This window comes from Shewanella sp. SR44-3, from assembly GCF_014163735.1.
Taxonomy (GTDB): domain Bacteria; phylum Pseudomonadota; class Gammaproteobacteria; order Enterobacterales; family Shewanellaceae; genus Shewanella.
Genome location: NZ_JACJDV010000030.1, coordinates 1 through 17,279 on the forward strand (window position 1 = coordinate 1; position 17,279 = coordinate 17,279).

Here is a 17,279-nt window from a genome sequence, read left to right on the forward strand (position 1 = left end):
GGCAACGAGCGAAAAAACCAACCTAAAGGGATTGCGTTTTCGGTGCAGGATTATCTGGAGTTGGTCGATGATACAGGGCGTATTATTCGCAATGACAAGCGCGGTTCAATCAGTGCTAACAGCGCGAAGTTACTCACTCGATTGAACATTCCACAGGATAACTGGCTCAAACTCACCACTGAATTTGGCAAACTCTTTCACGGCCCTGTGGGCACACTTCAAGAACTTACCCGCTATTGTGAGCATCTAGAAAAACGGCGACGACACTTCGTCAGTTGCTGTCAGCACTTAAAAGCCAGCTAGGTTTAAACGCCTTTTTTCACAATTCAAAGTCAAACCACCTTAGTCATTAATGAGTTGGGCTATTGTGGCTAAAAATCACTGTTTTTGAAGGAAAAACGTCGGTTTAGCCAATCCGCTTCCATAAACGCCTGCAATATCGGCTTTATAGCAACAAACCTTCACAATCTCGCTTGAGCGCATGTCGAAAGTGCATTATGTTATTGTTTTATAATGGCTGGCCAGATTTATTACCATGACACCCTCTGGTAAGGTTTTGCCCGCTTTTGAAGAGCGCTTGTCTTTACGTAATTTAGACTTAGCCTTAAATAGATGTAAATGGCAGCTTAGCGGTGATTTACGTGCAAGCTGGACATTACCTATGTATTTAGCGGTTGAGTTTGCTTTTGGGTAGAGTGATTTATTTGAATGCCAAGTGGTTTGCCCAAGCTGCATAAAGCTTACATCGCCTCGCACTCTGCCAAGCCAGAACCAGCCATAGCGCTCAACTTCCCTAAACCAGGTATTGCGATAGCCTGCATCGGTGACAATCAGAGGACAACAACCTTGAGGTAAAACGTTGGCAAGTTCAGCGAGAAAAGCATTATGGCTGCGAGGTGCGTTGCTATCTCAAAACATGAGCCTCAAACAAGAAAGTCCGTTCGTACAGAGTCACAGAGCGACCTTGAACGCTGATGGATGCGCGCAGCGTCATTATTCGCAACTGTTCGCGAACATCAGACCAATCGACCAAGATAATAGGCATAGGGTTTGCGCCACAAAGATAGCGAGCATGCCACTGATATACAGTCATTTTATCTTGAGCTAAGTGATGGTTACCTAAGAGTCTGTCAATACGTTTAATGTTGTGTTTAGCCGCCACGGAGCCCGTAATATTACGACCAAGCTGAGTAAGTGATAGTTGATTACCATCGAGGAGTGACTCAGTGGCAACCATCAGAGAATTAAGTCGTTTTTGGTGTATTTGAGGGCATTGTTTTTTGATTAAATCGTGTAAGATATGGATATCACGCATGGTGTTAGATCTAGTAGGTTTTTGGCGAAATTGATTAGATCAGATAGCACCATGCGTGTCTACTAAATTGAAAATAAAAGCAATTATCAGGGGATTCCCTAGCTCATGAAGACTACACTATTGCAGCCATTATTAATCGCTTAAGAAAAGAGAACGGGCAGTGAATCCGATGATAGCAAGCCATTGTCTTTTTTAAATGGTTTTTACCAGTAGCTCTTTCATCTGTAAAAAATAACTCAAACAAATGGAACGCGGTAAGCTACCTAAGATATTGTTTGAGTGTTTGGGTGATAAGTTTCTTGTTTTATATTTACAGCTCAATGTTTTCAAGTTAGATTTTCGTTGGTGGTTTGCCAGTAACACTCCACAACTAGAATTAACATGTGAGAGATTATGCGCTATTTTTCAATACTAATTATTTTGTTTTTCTTTGACTGTATTGCTAGTGAATATCAAGTTGAGAATAGTTCTTCTCCCCAAAGGGAAGTAGCTAAAAAAACGAAATCCATTGCGAATGAAAAACCAACTAAAATGGATTTAGAGGTGAGCGAATGGGTGAAAAATGTATATAGGACTATTCAAAATTTTACATATTTTGAGAAGGAAAGCTATGGGCATAGCGTTACGGTGAATATTTCAATTGATAGTGTTGGTGCTATTTCAGATACTGAAATAACTAAAAGCACGGGAAACGCTACATTAGAGAAAACTGCGATGATATCAATATATAAATCAGCTCCATTTGACCTCTCACAGTTATCAGAAAACAGCTTGGAAAGAGTTAAAAAATTTAAAATTACATTTTTGCCAATAGCAAATAAAAAAGGTAAAGGTGTTCATCATTCCGTGTCAGATTAATTGGGAGGGTGTCCAAACGTTCTTCGTAGTTGATTAATAGCTTCGATAGCCTTCAATTCCATTTTCGTCATAAAAGTGTTCTTGGTTTAGCAGCTCAAACTTCGTTGTACAAGCATTGTTAACGAAGATATTGACAGTTTATTGCCTTCCATAGCCAGATGTCCACGCCGGTATATACCTAGATTTTCCATGGGTGTTTGCGAGACGAGCGTCTATCCCATGGACGGGATGTTCGAGCATCCATGGACGGACTTGCTGCGTGTCGGTGAGTGAGTGCCATGGTAAACCTGTACCGAATGGCTAATGACTGAATAGCGCTATTTATTTCGCTATTGCACCCATTGCCACACGGGGCGCTTTACCATGATGCTGGTAAAGAGTGGCGAGTCTATGAGTGCGGTTAACCAAGCATTGACCTTGGGGTAGGGGCTTTGTTCAAACCAGACCTTGTTCACATGGGCGAATTGGCGAATAAAAGGAAATATCGCAATGTCGTTGAGGCTTAACTGGCTGCCGCTTAACAAGGCATGTTGCGTGAGTCGCGTCTCAAGCTCGGCAATAAAAATCTCACCTTGTTGGCGGTAAAATGCTTCTGTTTGCTCAGGAAAGCGCTCGGCGTATTTGTATTTGTCGAGCCAAGGCTTGAACTGATTATCATTCTGGGCAATTAAGGCTAAATCTTCATTTCGCTGGGCTAAATTTTGCACCCTTGCTATCAGATGTTGATAATCTAATGGGCCGATTATCTCACTCGAAGCCGATGCCGCCTCGCAGCCACTCGATAATAAGGGCTCAATAGGATGACTTAAAGCCAGTAGCATTATGTCTAGGCTCTCATCGAGTACGCTATTTTCCCCAAGTTGTAATACTGGCACTGTGGCTTTTGGCGACAGCGCGACCATGGCTGGCGGCTTATTTTTAAGCTCAATTTCGCGGGTCTCCACTTGAATGCTGGATAATTGTAATGCCATTCTAGCGCGCATGGCATAAGGGCAGCGTCTGAAACTGTATAAAATGGGCTGAAAGTGATTGTCCAGTGGTAGAAATGATTTATTCATCAAAGTATTACTGCCTAAATCGCGAAATGGTGTGCCGATTATGGGTGTTAGCTATTAGCACCTAAATAGCTAGCACCTAAATAGCAGCTAAAAACTGAGAGTATTTATTTTACTGTGATTGCGCTATAATTCCGCGCCTTTTTTTGATGAGGTTCACAGTCAGCTATATTCAGACTAAGTCCATCATCAAAACAAGCTAAATCATATTATTACTATGCACTGGAAATGAAGTTCCAGCTAGCGGAGAGTCAAAATGTCACAGGTTGTTGTTTGCGCTTTATATAAGTTTGTCACTTTACCTCATTACCAAGCATTAAGAGCACCATTATTAGCGGTAATGGAAGCCTCAGATATTCGCGGCACCTTGCTATTAGCCCAAGAAGGGATCAATGGCACGGTAGCGGGTACACAAGCGGCAATCGACGGTTTACTCGCCTGGTTTGATACCCAAGAAGGCTTAACTAACATAGTTACTAAGGTGTCTTTTGATACTGAAATGCCGTTTTACCGCACTAAAGTCAAACTGAAGAAAGAAATTGTTACCATGGGCGTTGAAGGCATTGACCCCCGTAAAGTGGTAGGCACCTATGTTAAGCCTAAAGACTGGAACGCATTGATTTCAGATCCTGATGTTATCTTAGTGGATACCCGCAACGATTATGAAGTGCAAATTGGCACCTTCAAGCATGCGGTGAACCCAGTGACAGAAACCTTCCGTGAATTCCCTGAATACGTGAAGCAAAACCTTGATCCTGCTAAGCACAAGAAAGTGGCCATGTTCTGCACGGGTGGCATTCGCTGTGAAAAGTCGACCGCTTATTTGAAAGAGCAAGGTTTCGATGAGGTATACCACTTAGAAGGCGGTATTCTTAAGTATCTTGAAGAAGTTAAACAGGAAGAAAGTATGTGGGAAGGCGAGTGCTTCGTGTTTGATAATCGAGTGTCGGTGAATCACAACTTAGAGAAAGGCGTATATGATCAATGTAATGCGTGTCGCATGCCGATTACCGAGCAAGATAAATTATTGCCTTCCTTCGTTCAAGGCGTAAGTTGCCCCCATTGTATCGACAAAATCCCACAGGAACAGCGTCAACGCTTTATCGAGCGTGAACGTCAGGTGCAGCTTGCCAGACAGCGCGGTGAAGCCCACATCGGCAGTGATGTCAAACAAGTGATTGCGACTCGCCGTGAGAAAAAAGACAGCTTACGTAAAGCTCAGAATGAGCAGCAATAACCTCTAAGTTAATAACGACTTAAAACATAAGCCTATCAAACTGGCTTGACTTAAATTGGTCAAGATTAATTAAGCAGAATGAGTAGGCTTACTTACCCGAAGGCGCCGTTGCTTTGATGAAGCGGCGCCTTTTCCTTTTAAAGGAAAAAAGAAAGGACAGAAATATGTGGATAGGTTTTGATTATGGCAGTGCTAATTGCGCTGTTGGCATAATGCAGGAAGGCAAAATTAGCCAAATTCCATTATCTGCTAACAGCCAGTATTTACCATCGACCTTGTACGCTCTAGACCGTGAGCTTATCGCTCAGGCGGTGTACCAAGGCATTAGCCAGGATAAAAAAAGCGATTACGCTAAGCTCAGAAGTAGCCAGCTGAGCCGCGCGGTTCAGGTGCGCCATGAGCTTGATTTAAATGCAGATGAGCAGACAGTTTTTGTCGGTCAAGCCGCCATAGACGCCTACCTTGAAATGCCCGAAGACGGTTTTTATGTGCGCTCACCTAAATCATTTTTAGGGGCTAACGGTCTACGTGAAGAGCAAGTGGCACTGTTTGAAGACATAGTGACTTTAATGATGCTGCACGTTAAAGGCATTACGGACAACTACCTTGCAGACAATGGTTTAGCACCTGCGACCCATGCGGTAATTGGCCGTCCGGTGAACTTTCAAAGTACTGGCGGTGAGAAAAGTAATCAGCAAGCCGAGGCTATCCTCACGCAAGCTGCGATGCGCGCAGGCTTTACCCAAGTGGCGTTTTTGTTTGAACCTGTCGCCGCTGGGATGGATTTTGAAGCAAGTCTTGAGCATAACAGCACTGTGCTAGTGGTGGATGTGGGCGGCGGTACTACGGATTGCTCTGTGGTGCGTATGGGGCCAAGTTATATTGCCAATAAACAGCGGGAGCAAGATTGCTTGGGTCACAGTGGTCAGCGCGTTGGCGGGAACGATCTTGATATTGCCTTAGCCATGAAAGGCTTTATGCCAAGCTTAGGGTTAGACAGCTTGCTGAAGACAGGAAAACCTATGCCTAGCGCGCCTTTTTGGCAAGCGGTAGCGGTCAATGACATTAGTGCTCAGCGTGAGTTTGCAAGCCTTGGGGCGCGAAAACTGCTTGATAGCATGATTAAAGACGCCGAGGCGCCTGAATTAGTCATCAGGCTTAAAAAAGTGCAGCAAGAGCAATTGAGCTATAAGTTGGTACGCCAAGCGGAAACGGCCAAAGTGGCATTGTCTGATGCTAACCAAACTCAATGTCAGCTCGACTTTATCGCAACAGGTTTATCTGTTGGTTTAACTCAAGGGCAATTTAGTGAGTTTATCACTGAACCATTAGCCAAAATTGAAGCCTTGATGCAAATAGCGGTAGCGAAAGCCGCGGTTAGCCCTGATACCGTGTACGTCACTGGCGGCACGGCTCGCAGTCCTGCTATTTACGCTAAGATTGCCAGTGTGTATCCTGAGGCTAACATAGTTGTTGGCGATCACTTTGGCTCTGTGACGGCGGGGTTAACTCGCTGGACCCAGCAAGCCTTTTGATAAACGCGCGCTATTGCAGCAGCCATATTAACGGGATTTATTCTAACAGCAGTTATCTACTAATAGATTAAGCATAGGAGCTTGGATGAAACAGCAATTATTGCCTTTGGCATTAGGACTTGGGCTAGGCGTTATCGGATTAACGGCTTGTTCTGACGATGTAGGTCAGGTGAGCTTAGGGCTATTCACCACTAAGGATGTGATCATAGATGCTAAGCACGACCCTAAAATACCAGGGGTAACGTGTCATATTAGCCGCATCCAAGCGAACTTAGACTTTGCCGATCCGTCAGATATGAGTATCAGTTGCCGTCAAACTGGGCCCATTACTGCGGCGCAGCTGGCAAATATCAATTTAGATAAAGACGGTGAGGTGGTGTTTAAAGAGTCATTAAGCATTCTGTTTAAAAGCCTTAAAGTAAGGCGAATATTTGATACAAAAAACCAAACCTTATTGTATTTGTCTTATTCAACCAAAGAAACCAACGGTAGCCATAAGCATGCCTTGTCTACTGTGCCTTTATACGGTACCGAAGCATTTAACCCTAACCCAATGACGACCAAAGACTAGGCTGCCTAGATAAAGTCTGGCTTGTTTAGGTCGCGATTGGATACGGTCTTGCATGTGAGAACGGTTCATTTCAAAGCATTAAAAACAAAAAACCTAGCAACTATGCTAGGTTTCTTTATCAAGGCGGTGTTATCAGTTTTAATTGATCACGGCTTAACATGTGCAGCCAAATTACCATTTCTTCTTCGGCTGGAACAACATATCTAAATCGTCTTCTTCACCTTTAGGTTTAGTCTGCACATTAGGCTGTGAACTTGTCTGTGCGCCCATTATTTCATCAAGCAGCTGCTTAGCTTCATCAACTTTACGTGCAATAAAAGGATCATTGGGTGTTAACGCCTTGATTGCATGTAAGGTTGCTAGTGCTTTAGTGACCATTTGCTTGGATGAACCATATTGCTTCATCGTCGCTGCAGAGCGGGCTCGAGATAGCATAGAGTCTACGTTAATACGCAGTTGTAAACTGTCGATACGCTTTTCTTCTTCAGCAAAAATATTAGGAGGCACTTTACCCTTGTTGTGCTCGGCGCGCAGAATCGCTTTGAGCATTTTGAGGGTTTTAACTAAAGCTAAGACTTGCTTGTCGTTATCTGGCAGTCTGAAATTTTCAATCGGTGGCACTGGACCTGCGTTAGCCGTGAGTGCGTTAATTTGAGTTTGCACATCGCCTAGACGTCTTTGGTATTCGCCTTGAACTTGACCCGTTGTTTGTTGAATCGAAATTTCAAGTGCATCATTAATACGTTTGTACAAGACTAAAATGATGTGGCTGGAGCAGGGCACCATGCCAGTATTTGAAAGTACAGATTCAGTTTCATCAATAATGGCGCGTTGGCGAGCTATTTCTGTACGACGCTCGGCTTCGGCACGCTCTTTTTGTTGTTGGATAAGGCTAATGCCTATGATAAGTAATAAGAGAGCACCGATAAGGAGCAATACCAAAGTAAAGGTCATATTGTTTCCATTCTATAATCGACTTAATGAATCGCAGTGGTAAATAGTGCCAGTAAATCACTGAATTGCGATGAAGGCTAACAAGCAAGATTCGTTAGCCTATATCTTAGCGTAACTTATTACTACTGTCGTTGAAAAGTAAGTTCTTTTGGTGATAAATCCTTAACTTAAGTCACTTTTATGGACATAAGCCGCCTTTGTGTGCAATTAGGTGAAAAATATCACCGAGTTCGTTATTCCTATTTGCATTAATTTTCTCTATGTACTATAACGAATAATTATAGTTGAAGGTGAGCGTTCGTATATTCAAACCGTACCATCAGGGTTTGTTAATCAAGAAACGCGCCTTTAGTGCCAGCCAAGGATCTCCCCATGAAACTGCAACAACTCAGATACATAGCTGAGGTAGTTAAACATAATCTCAATGTGTCGGCAACGGCTGAAAATCTTTATACTTCACAGCCTGGGATCAGCAAGCAAGTTCGTATGTTGGAAGATGAATTAGGCATACAGATCTTTGGTCGTAGTGGTAAGCATTTGACTCACGTGACACCGGCAGGTCAGCAAGTTATCGACATCGCTAATGATATTCTTGGTAAAGTTGAGAGCATCAAAAAAGTCTCAGAAGAACACACCAAACCAAACCAAGGTGAGCTTAATATTGCCACCACGGATACCCAAGCACGTTACGCGCTGCCAACGGTTATTCAGCATTTTATTCAGCGCTATCCTAAAGTTAACTTGCATATGCATCAAGGCACGCCATCACAAATAAGTGAACAAGCGGCGCGCGGTGAAGCGGATTTTGCTATTGCCACCGAAGCGATGCATTTATATACAGATTTAATTATGCTGCCTTGTTATCACTGGAATCGCTCTGTGGTGGTCACCAAAGATCATCCGCTGGCAGGGGCGAATAAAATCAGTATCGAAGATCTGGCCCGTTACCCGCTGGTCACTTATGTGTTTGGTTTTGATAAAGCATCAGAAATTGAGAGATCCTTTAAGCGAGCAAGCCTTGCCCCAAGAGTTGTATTTAGTGCAACTAGCGCCGATGTGTTAAAAACCTATGTTCGCCTAGGATTAGGAGTCGGTGTGATTGCTTCTATGGCCATTGATCCTGTGATTGATAAAGATTTAGTTGCCATTGATGCCAGTCATCTATTTGCCCATAGCACCACCAAAATTGGCTTTAGGCGTGGTAGTTTTCTTCGTAGCTACATGTATGATTTTATGTTTCATTTCGCGCCGCACTTAACTCGAGATGTGGTAGAAAAAGCGGTGGCACTTCGGGATCAGCAGTTGATTGATGAAATGTTTTTAAACATGGAATTGCCTGTGCGCTAATTGAGCTAATCTAACTTGGATTGACTCAATCCTAGATATAAAAAATCTCGCCAGATGGCGAGATTTTTTATGGAACATTTTCAGCTAATTTAATCCGGCGCGTAACCATGGGGGCCGACATCTTGGCCATCAAGGTAGGCTTTATTGTCTTTCATCTCCAAGCGGCCATGACTGAACCATTTCACCACTAAAGGATAAATGGCATGCTCTTGCTCATGCACACGAAGAGCTAATTGCTCAGCATCATCGCCTTTATAAACAGGCACTTTGGCTTGTAGGATAACAGGGCCAGCATCAAGCTCAGGGATCACGAAATGAACCGAGGCACCGTGTTCTTTATCCTTCGCTTCAAGGGCTCGGTTATGAGTGTCAAGCCCAGGATACTTAGGCAATAATGACGGATGAATATTAATCATCTTGCCTAAATAACGGCTCACTAGCGTATCCGTTAAGATGCGCATAAAGCCGGCTAGCACGATAAGATCCGGTTGATACTCATCGATTTTTTGCTGTAGGCGTTCGTCGTATTCGGCGCGGGTTTCACCCTTACGAGCAATCACACAGCTGGCGTCAATTTCAGCTTGATGAGCGCGCACTAAACCATAAGCTTGCGGCTTATTGCTGATAACGCCAACTACTTCTGCTTGTAAATTGTCATCACAGGCATCTAATACAGCTTGTAGATTGCTGCCATTGCCTGAAATTAACACCAAAACACGACAAACACTCATTTACACTATCTCCACTTGCTCTTCTTCGCCATCACGGCTGGCAATGCTGCCGATTAACCAAGCTTGCTCGCCTGCGGCGCTCAGTAAGCTTAATGCTGCATCAACGCTATCAGCTGGAAGGGCGATAATCATCCCCACGCCGCAGTTGAAGGTGCGATACATTTCATGTTGGCTAATGTTGCCATTAGTCTTAAGCCAGTCAAATACCACTGGCCACTGCCAAGAAGCGCCATTAATAACCGCTTTGGCATTGGCCGGTAATACCCGGGGGATATTTTCCCAAAAACCGCCGCCTGTGATGTGCGCCATGGCGTGAACTTCAGATTCCTCGATTAACTTAAGCACTGATTTTACGTAAATCTTGGTTGGCTCAAGCAAGTGCTCAATCAATGGCTTGCCGTTTAAATCTTGCTGAGGGTCGGCGTTAGAGACTTCCAATACTTTACGGATAAGTGAATAACCGTTTGAGTGTGGGCCGCTTGAAGCCAGAGCAATAAGCGCATCGCCGGCACTGACTTTAGTGCCATCGATAATGTCAGCTTTTTCAACCACACCCACACAGAATCCAGCTAAATCGTAATCTTCACCTTCATACATGCCAGGCATTTCAGCAGTTTCACCGCCGATTAATGCACAACCCGACTGAAAGCAGCCTTCGCCAATGCCGTTAACCACAGAGGTTGCGGTATCGACATCGAGTTTGCCAGTGGCGTAGTAATCTAAGAAGAATAACGGCTCAGCGCCTTGAACGATAAGGTCGTTCACACACATAGCAACCAAATCGATACCTACTGTGTCGTGCTTCTTATAATCTATGGCTAGCCTTAGCTTAGTGCCTACGCCATCGGTACCTGATACCAGCACAGGGTGCTTATATTTAGTCGGTAATTCGCAAAGGGCGCCAAAGCCCCCTAGGTTGCCCATGACTTCGGGTCTATGAGTGCGTTTTACGGCAGATTTAATATTATTGACCAGTGCGTTACCTGCATCGATATCAACGCCGGCGTCTTTGTAACTTAGTGGGGTAGGAGTGCTCACGGTGGATCCTCTCGGGTACATCGTTATTGGATTTTATGCGGCGGCATTCTATCAGTTTGCCTCTGTGGTCGAAAGGATTGATTTATTTTGATTTTTTTTTGTAAACTAAAAAAATGAATAAATTTATTGAGTTAGATCACTATTTACAGCATTTATGAAACTTTATGTTTTATACAGGGGATAAATAAACTAACATTTGCCCAATTTGTCCGATTGTATCGAAAAGTAGGAGACTAAAAAATGAAAGTCGTTGAAGTAAAGCACCCGTTGATCCGTCATAAAGTAGGCTTAATGCGCGAGGCTGATATCAGCACCAAACGTTTTCGTGAATTGGCCACAGAAGTCGGCAGTTTGTTAACCTATGAAGCCACTTCAGATTTTGAAACAGAGAAAGTGACTATTGAAGGCTGGAATGGTCCCGTTGAAATAGATCAAATTAAGGGTAAGAAAGTCACGGTAGTGCCTATTTTACGTGCAGGTCTTGGCATGATGGACGGCGTGCTTGAGCATATTCCTAGCGCTAGAATTTCTGTTGTGGGTATTTACCGCGATGAAGAAACCTTAGAGCCAGTGCCGTATTTTGAAAAAATCGTTAGCAATGTAGAAGAGCGTATCGCTTTAGTGGTTGACCCTATGTTGGCAACCGGCGGCTCTATGATCGCTACTATAGATTTACTGAAAAGCAAAGGCTGTACTTCAATCAAGGCGTTAGTGTTAGTGGCTGCGCCAGAAGGCATTGCCGCCCTTGAGAAAGCCCACCCAGATATCGAGCTTTATACCGCATCAATTGATAGATGTTTAAATGAGCAAGGCTATATTTTACCTGGCCTTGGTGATGCGGGTGATAAAATTTTCGGTACTAAATAACCGAAACTTACTGAAAAACTAATAATAACCAAGTCGAAACCTAATCAACGTCAGTGATTCGCTCGGATTATTGAGAAAAAATGGGCATCTATCTATTTAGATGCCCATTTTTTATGCTTGCTGATTATTAATCTTTGATATTACGAAGTTTATTAAGCCCGATCACAACACCATAGCGGCTATCCAGCCAAAGATTATTAGCGGAATATTGTAGTGAATAAACGTCGGGATCACGCTGTCACGAATATGATCGTGCTGACCGTCCACATTAAGGCCCGCCGTTGGCCCTAAGGTAGAATCCGATGCCGGAGAGCCCGCATCTCCAAGGGCTGCAGCTGTACCCACAAGGGCAATGGTCGCGGTGACAGAAAAGCCAAAGCTTAAGGCTAGCGGCACATAAATGGTGGCAATAATGGGGATAGTTGAGAAGGATGAGCCTATGCCCATAGTGATCAATAAGCCCACCACTAGCATAAGTAGTGCAGCTAACGCTTTGTTATCTCCAATCAAATCCCCTAATGAACTCACTAAAGTGCTCACTTCTCCTGTGGCTTTAACTACGGCGGCAAAACCTGCGGCAGCAATCATAATAAAGCCAATGTTGGCCATCATATGTACCCCTTGATTAAACAAGTTTTGGCTGATGTCGGCTTTAATAATCCCAGAGAAGCGAAATACCACAAAGCCTGCTAAGGCGCCAAAAATCATCGAATCGGTATAAAGCTGTACCATTAACGTCAGCACGATAGCGCTAAGAGACACCACAATAGTGCGGCGGTTAAGCTGCTTCACATCCACTTCGGGGGCTTGCTCTATGGCTTGGTATTGCCTAGGTTTGCGGTAGCTAATAAATACTGCAACCAATAAGCCTAATATCATGCCTAACGCCGGCAGCAACATGGCCTGTGGTACTTGCCCTTTTACAGCCTCAAGGCCATTACTGGTTAAGTTGGCGAGCAGAATGTCGTTTAAGAAAATACCGCCAAACCCGATAGGCAAAATCATGTAGGTGGTGACTAAACCAAAGGTCAGCACACAGGCGACTAAACGTCTGTCGAGTTTGAGCTTGCTCATTACATGCAATAGCGGCGGGATTAAAATCGGAATAAAGGCGATATGAATAGGCAAAATGTTTTGTGAGGCTATCGCCATGAGTAAAATGGCCGTAATAAGCAAAGCACGCACCACTAAGGTGTTGCTGCTGTTGGGCTCTTTACCTAGCTTGCTGATAATGGCCTTAGAAATAAGGTGAGTTAAGCCTGAATGACTTAAGGCTGCAGCAAAGGCGCCGAGCAAGGCGTAACTTAGGGCGATTTGAGCACCGCCTCCAAGGCCATCATTAAAGGCAGAAATAGTTTCAGCCAAGGGCAAGCCGCCAACAAAACCTGCCACTAGGGCGCTCACCGTTAACGCGATAACCACGTTGACTCGTATTAAACTTAAGATGAGCATCAGGCTCACTGCAATCACAACCGCATTCATATCAATATTCTTTATGTCATAAAAGAGGCTTAACCTCGTAGAGGGCTATTTTCGACTGTAAGGGTTAAGTTTGTCCAGCAATGTGGAGTTATTCTTAAGGTGAAAAAGAGTCATTAGCGGCTAATTGCTGTTTTTGTGCACTATGCTCTAGCTAAATGAAACCTAAGTGAAAATTTAACCAAGAGTGTTTGTGATCCTCCTCGCATATTGAGCGCGTTTGAGTATAATAGTTAACTGATTTGAAATTTTGTTCAATCCATAGATGGAGATAAAAATGAGCGTATTAGTAGGCCGTCCAGCCCCTGATTTTACAGCTGCAGCAGTACTTGGTAATGGTGAAATTGTTGATAGCTTTAACCTATCAACAGCAATCAAAGGTAAGCCAGCAGTAATATTTTTCTATCCTTTAGATTTCACTTTCGTGTGTCCATCAGAGTTGATCGCATTTGATCACCGTATGGCTGAATTCACGTCACGTGGCGTAGAAGTGATTGGTGTGTCTATTGACTCACAGTTCACTCACAATGCATGGCGTAACACCCCAGTAGACAAGGGTGGTATTGGCCAAGTTAAGTACACCTTAGTTGCTGATGTTAAGCACGAAATCTGTAAAGCTTACGATGTTGAGCATCCAGAAGCTGGCGTGGCTTTCCGTGGTTCTTTCCTTGTAGACAAAGAAGGTCAAGTACGTCACCAAGTGGTTAACGATTTACCACTAGGTCGTAACGTTGATGAAATGCTGCGTATGATCGATGCACTTCAATTCCACGAAGAGCACGGTGAAGTCTGTCCAGCAGGCTGGTCAAAAGGCGAAAAAGGCATGACAGCTAGCACTGAAGGTGTAGCATCGTACCTAAGAGATAACTCAGACAAGCTATAAGCCTAGAGTTTATAAGTTTAGTTATTGAGTGAATAAAAAAAGCTGCCTAGGCAGCTTTTTGTTTTTCAAAATACATTGGCTAACTGTGCTTACTGACATTGATTCAGTAACACTAGCTTAGCTTGAGTATTAGCTCAGTAATTTGTTTTCACGCACATATTGTTCAAATTCAGTGCAACCGCCGACGGGCACTTCATCAACAAAAATCTGCGGTACAGTTTCAACCGTTTTGCCTACAGACTTAGATAAATCTGCTTTTGAAATGCCTTCTGCGTGGATATCAACATACTTAAATTTGAAATCTTCACGTTGCTCGGTCAGCTTTTCTGCAAGCTCAACAGCACGAACACAATAAGGGCAGCCTGGACGACCAAAAATAACAACAAACATGGTGACTCCTAAAATAGTAAATAAAAGTAATACCTAAATTAATCTGTTAAAGCAGGCGTTTAGATTATGGAACCATTTATATCACAGCCATTCATAAATGAATAACGGGAATACTGAATTAGCTTAATAGGTTTTTTCAATCCTGAAGTTAATCCCTCACAAAAGCCACCATTTTGCTAAACCTTGAACCACTAAAGGCGACAAAACAAGACAAAATGTAAAGCCAAAAATCTAAAGTCAGCGCTACTAACATCAAACAAAATTAATAGGTCAATTGATAACGACCGTGGTAATCGAAAAAAGCTTCCTGCAATTGCCAAAACTTTTTATTTTTCTTCAGTAATAGCATGTCAGGTTTGCGAAAACGGTCGTGATCCTTGAGCACATCTTCAACCTTGTGATACTTAGGGTGGGCCATTCCCGGGGTGCGAGTGTGGCTCAAAACAAACACCGCAAAAAAAGCCCGCCGCTGCCCTGGGGTATCAAAGTAAAACTGCTGCTTAAAATCATTACCCTCGATATCAAGATACTGCACCACAAGCTTATTATCCTCATTTTTTAATAGCATATCTTGGCATTTAAACAAATGATGATGCTGAGCATTAAGCACTTGTTTAAGGCGTTTGTCAGGGTCAATAAGTGTGCTGTCGCACTGCAAGCAAATCCGCGCGGCGATGTCATTATCGCTGCCACAATCTGGGCATGATTTAGCGCGAAAGCGAAAATCGCATTGCACTTCTTTTATGTTCATTGTGCAGCTTTGCCGCTCAGAATCGACCAAGCCTTGGCAACGGCGGCCGTAATGCTCCACTAGATCGCCGTCATTATCCACTAAGCCCCAAAAAGTATTGGCAAAATTGCACACCGGGCAGTGCACTTGCACCGGCACTGCGCGGCTATTGGGCTTGGCTTGGCCGACTTCGGGGTAATATAAGTCATAGCCATTGGCGGCATAATCTATCACTAAACAGTCGGTTTTATTGCTCGCAAGCCTTAGACCGCGACCTATCATCTGCTGAAACAAACTGATGGAGGCGGTGGGGCGTAAAATTGCAATTAAGTCCACGTGGGGTGCATCAAAGCCTGTGGTGAGTACTGCCACATTGACGATATACCGAAGGGATTCGGCTTTAAAGCGGCTGATGATGTCATCTCGCTCAACATGGGGAGTGGTGGCGGTGATAAGGGCGGCGCTGTCATCCAAATAAGTCATGATTTCTTGCGCGTGACGCACCGTTGCTGCAAAAATTAATACCCCGCGCCTTAGCTCGGCGAGTTGCTTCACTTGCCTGATAATCGCTTTAGTGGCGCGGCCTTGGTGCTCAAGCAGGGCATCGACTTCAGCTTGCGGGTATTCCCCAGTGTCACTTGGGCTTAAGGCATTAAAATCGTACTGCGCGCTTAGGCCGTCGAAGATTTTGGGCTCGGTGAGGTAGCCTTGCTTGATAAGTGGGCGCATGGGTAAATCGAAGATGCATTTTTCAAACACGGGGTTGTCTGTGTTGCCCACCTTGCCATGATAGTGATGGCGATACACATAACCGCTACCCAGACGGTAGGGTGTGGCGGTGAGACCGAGTAGTTTAAGTTTTGGATTTTGCTTGATGAGCTGGCTTAATAATTGTTGATACTGGCTGGTTTTTTCTGTGCTGACTCTGTGACATTCATCGATAATAACCAAGGAAAACCCTTGGCTAAAGCGCTGAGCGGCTCTGGCGGCAGATTGAATGCTGGCTACCACAGTTTTGCCTTGGGCCTTTTTTTGCTTTAACCCCGCAGAGTAAATGCTTGCAGCCTCAGTGAGTAAGCCAACCTTTTGCGCATTTTGCTCCACTAATTCCTTAACATGGGTTAGCACTAACACATTGCCTTTGGCGATACGGGCAAGTTCAGCGATAACAATACTCTTACCCGCCCCCGTGGGCAGTACTAATACTGCAGAATCCTTGCTGCGTTTAAAGTGATTAATGGTCGCATCTACTGCATCTTGCTGGTAATCACGCAGCGCAATAAGGCTTGTTGCCGCCGCCATACTAGGAGCCGCATCAACCGCATTTTCAGTTGTAGCTTGAGGCATGGGGAGAGTCTCAGATTCAGTACTGGATTGGGTCATGGGCGTTGTCTCGGATAGGGTCTCGGATAGCACCTATAGAGAGATAGGCGGGTCAATGGCATAGGTGTCATGGCGCAAGTTTATCACAGTGAACATAAGGGATAGATGTGTTTTGCAAATGAGCGGCTCAAAATCTTACCTTTGAAGAACGGCGAGTTACATCAAAGTAAATGTGCATTATCTCATCAGCTTCCACATAGGCTCACCACTGCCTTTTTTCTACATAAAAAGTATCAAAAACACGCTTAAGTCATGTGATATCAAGAGCCATCTCTGAGGACTCTAAAAACCTGTCACTGAAATTTCTGCTTACAGGCTTTCCATGACCCATTTTTTATAAAAAGTCTCGTCGACACGCCGTAAACTCGTCCATGAAGGCTCGAACATCCCGTTCATGGGATGGACGGTCGGCTCGCAAATCACCATGGTTCACCTTTTTAGTCTGAATCGTAACCTGTTGATTCAAAAGTGCAACTCGAAATTTAACAATGGCGAAATTTAACAATGGCTGTCACGGTTAATTTGATTCGATTAATTTGGCTGTCACGATTAATTTGCTATAAAGCCGCTTGATACATATTTGGCTTATAAACTTCCATAAAAGTATCAGGTTTGTTTAATAAAGAAAAACCAAACTGACGATATAAACCATGGGCATTGGATGTGGCGAGCGTAAAGCGTCTTACACTTTTTGTACTCTCATGATTTAACACCGCTTCCATAAGTAACTTTGAAATGCCTTGCCCACATATCTTCCTTGTAAGTTATAACCTAACTTATTAAACAATAACATAATCCACTTTTTGCAGGTGTCTAAGCAAGCTTACGGGACGTTATTGCTACAGGGTTATTATGGCATGAGTTTATGTAAGCTGATTAGCTAACCGAATTTTTCGCTAGGGTGTA

The 17,279-nt window shown here is 43.9% G+C and carries 14 protein-coding genes and 2 pseudogenes; 8 read left to right on the forward strand and 8 right to left on the reverse strand.

Annotated elements, in window-relative coordinates:
- Nucleotides 1-303 (forward strand): annotated as a pseudogene (locus tag H5073_RS13565) (transposase); the annotation flags it as partial.
- Between the two features lie 252 nt (nt 304-555).
- On the opposite strand, the pseudogene H5073_RS13570 reads toward H5073_RS13565, so the two are convergent.
- Nucleotides 556-1,315: pseudogene (locus tag H5073_RS13570) on the reverse strand (IS4 family transposase); the annotation flags it as partial.
- 393 nt (nt 1,316-1,708) lie between these two features.
- Here H5073_RS13570 and H5073_RS13575 point away from each other — a divergent pair.
- Complete coding sequence (locus H5073_RS13575) at nt 1,709-2,173, forward strand: TonB C-terminal domain-containing protein (RefSeq protein ID WP_182680103.1); 465 nt, start codon at nt 1,709-1,711, stop codon at nt 2,171-2,173.
- 329 nt (nt 2,174-2,502) lie between these two features.
- Here H5073_RS13575 and H5073_RS13580 read toward each other — a convergent pair whose 3' ends face one another.
- A complete protein-coding gene (locus tag H5073_RS13580) occupies nt 2,503-3,231 on the reverse strand; it encodes a glutathione S-transferase (RefSeq protein ID WP_182680104.1) in 729 nt (242 codons plus the stop codon).
- A gap of 253 nt (nt 3,232-3,484) precedes the next feature.
- On the opposite strand from H5073_RS13580, the gene H5073_RS13585 reads away from it, so the two are divergent.
- From H5073_RS13585 to H5073_RS13595, 3 genes are all read left to right on the forward strand, one after another.
- The gene (locus H5073_RS13585; protein WP_182680105.1) at nt 3,485-4,465 is read left to right on the forward strand and encodes a rhodanese-related sulfurtransferase; all 981 of its coding nucleotides are present in this window, start codon (nt 3,485-3,487) and stop codon (nt 4,463-4,465) included.
- A gap of 164 nt (nt 4,466-4,629) precedes the next feature.
- Nucleotides 4,630-6,000 (forward strand): molecular chaperone, encoded by a 1,371-nt coding sequence (yegD, locus tag H5073_RS13590; RefSeq protein ID WP_182680106.1) that lies wholly within the window; start codon nt 4,630-4,632, stop codon nt 5,998-6,000.
- An 85-nt stretch (nt 6,001-6,085) separates the two neighbouring features.
- Nucleotides 6,086-6,571, forward strand: coding sequence for a CreA family protein (locus H5073_RS13595; RefSeq protein WP_182680107.1), 486 nt, complete (start codon nt 6,086-6,088; stop codon nt 6,569-6,571).
- Between the two features lie 171 nt (nt 6,572-6,742).
- On the opposite strand, the gene H5073_RS13600 is transcribed toward H5073_RS13595, so the two are convergent.
- Nucleotides 6,743-7,525, reverse strand: coding sequence for a hypothetical protein (locus H5073_RS13600; RefSeq protein ID WP_182680108.1), 783 nt, complete (start codon nt 7,523-7,525; stop codon nt 6,743-6,745).
- 372 nt (nt 7,526-7,897) lie between these two features.
- Here H5073_RS13600 and cysB point away from each other — a divergent pair, with 372 nt between their 5' ends.
- Nucleotides 7,898-8,872 (forward strand): HTH-type transcriptional regulator CysB, encoded by a 975-nt coding sequence (gene cysB, locus H5073_RS13605; RefSeq protein WP_182680109.1) that lies wholly within the window; start codon nt 7,898-7,900, stop codon nt 8,870-8,872.
- Nucleotides 8,873-8,961: 89 nt separating this feature from the next.
- On the opposite strand, the gene purN is transcribed toward cysB, so the two are convergent.
- On the reverse strand, nt 8,962-9,603 hold the full coding sequence (gene purN, locus H5073_RS13610; RefSeq protein WP_182680110.1) for a phosphoribosylglycinamide formyltransferase: 642 nt from the start codon (nt 9,601-9,603) through the stop codon (nt 8,962-8,964).
- Nucleotides 9,604-10,641 (reverse strand): phosphoribosylformylglycinamidine cyclo-ligase, encoded by a 1,038-nt coding sequence (gene purM / locus H5073_RS13615; protein WP_182680111.1) that lies wholly within the window; start codon nt 10,639-10,641, stop codon nt 9,604-9,606. It lies immediately after the preceding gene.
- A 240-nt stretch (nt 10,642-10,881) separates the two neighbouring features.
- On the opposite strand from purM, the gene upp reads away from it, so the two are divergent.
- A complete protein-coding gene (upp, locus tag H5073_RS13620) occupies nt 10,882-11,508 on the forward strand; it encodes a uracil phosphoribosyltransferase (protein ID WP_182680112.1) in 627 nt (208 codons plus the stop codon).
- Between the two features lie 162 nt (nt 11,509-11,670).
- Here the strand turns inward: upp and H5073_RS13625 are convergent, their stop codons facing one another.
- Nucleotides 11,671-12,990 carry a Na+/H+ antiporter family protein gene (locus H5073_RS13625; RefSeq protein ID WP_182680113.1) on the reverse strand — a complete coding sequence of 440 codons (1,320 nt, stop codon included), beginning with the start codon at nt 12,988-12,990 and terminating at the stop codon, nt 11,671-11,673.
- Nucleotides 12,991-13,264: 274 nt separating this feature from the next.
- Here H5073_RS13625 and H5073_RS13630 point away from each other — a divergent pair, with 274 nt between their 5' ends.
- Nucleotides 13,265-13,870, forward strand: a complete 606-nt coding sequence (locus H5073_RS13630) for a peroxiredoxin (protein WP_182680114.1) — start codon at nt 13,265-13,267, stop codon at nt 13,868-13,870.
- Nucleotides 13,871-13,999: 129 nt separating this feature from the next.
- Here H5073_RS13630 and H5073_RS13635 read toward each other — a convergent pair whose 3' ends face one another.
- Nucleotides 14,000-14,260: a GrxA family glutaredoxin gene (locus H5073_RS13635; RefSeq protein WP_011496527.1), complete on the reverse strand. Its 261-nt coding sequence runs from the start codon at nt 14,258-14,260 to the stop codon at nt 14,000-14,002.
- 262 nt (nt 14,261-14,522) lie between these two features.
- The gene (locus H5073_RS13640) at nt 14,523-16,292 is read right to left on the reverse strand and encodes a DEAD/DEAH box helicase (RefSeq protein WP_182680138.1); all 1,770 of its coding nucleotides are present in this window, start codon (nt 16,290-16,292) and stop codon (nt 14,523-14,525) included.
- Nucleotides 16,293-17,279: the final 987 nt, after the last annotated feature.